This is a genomic window from Amycolatopsis jejuensis (assembly GCF_000717335.1).
In the GTDB taxonomy this organism is placed as follows: Bacteria; Actinomycetota; Actinomycetes; order Mycobacteriales; family Pseudonocardiaceae; genus Amycolatopsis; species Amycolatopsis jejuensis.
In genome coordinates this window covers 1-790 of sequence record NZ_JNYZ01000103.1, presented here as the reverse complement: position 1 = coordinate 790, position 790 = coordinate 1, and the positions used below count along the sequence as shown (strand labels likewise).

The 790-nt window shown below is 64.4% G+C and carries 1 protein-coding gene and 1 pseudogene; both read right to left on the bottom strand.

Features of this window, described 5'->3' with window-relative positions; genetic code table 11:
* Nucleotides 1-265 (bottom strand): hypothetical protein (locus tag OO71_RS48145; RefSeq protein ID WP_211260848.1); only part of this gene is annotated, 265 nt, incomplete at its 3' end.
* Nucleotides 265-790, bottom strand: a pseudogene (locus OO71_RS48140) (hypothetical protein); the annotation flags it as partial. The pseudogene OO71_RS48140 and the gene OO71_RS48145, both read right to left, overlap by 1 nt.

Below are 790 nucleotides of genomic sequence, written 5' to 3'. Positions count from 1 at the left end.
TGTAGCCGGCTTGGGTGTAGAGCTCGAGTTCGCGGTGCAGGGAGAAGCCGGTGTTGTCGTCGGTGCCGGGCCACAACGGAATACCCTCCGCACGCAACAAGCGCACGACATCCATGACCCTGCCGTATGCATCCGCGTAAGCCACCAGGTCCTCTTCGGACTCGTACGGGAAGTGCGGACGACGCCGGTCGCGCTGGTAGGCCAGCGGCATGTGCTCGATCACCGGCAGGTCCGCTTCGAGGGTGACATCGGTCCGGCCGAGCATCATCGCTTCGTGCAGCTGAATCGTCGTATCGACGCCGACGCCTGGTTGACGTGGGTGATCTCGTCGTAGCCTGCTTCGATCATCTTGTCCGGCGTGGTGAACGCCGGCACGTGCCCGACCACCCGCAAGCCCAGCTTGTGCGCCTCCTCCGCCAGCCTCGGCACCCACTCCGGGTTCAGCGAATTGTAGATCTTGATCTGGTGGTAACCCCGGTCCGCGTACCAATGGACCAGGTCGACGGCTTCGTCCAGGGTCTCCGGGATCATCCCGAGATCCCACGAGAACTCGCTCCGGCCTTCGATCAGCCCGGAGCGGGTGATGGTCGGTCCGGCCAGCTCCCCCGACTCGAAACACTCCTCCAGCTCCAGCAACCGCTCATTCACATTCCCCATATCCCGCACCGACGTCACCCCCGCCGCCAACGCGAACAACCCACCCCACCCATCCACATGCCCATGCATGTCATGCAACCCCGCCACCAACGTCCCCCCACCACCATCCACCACCACACCCACCGAATCCCCC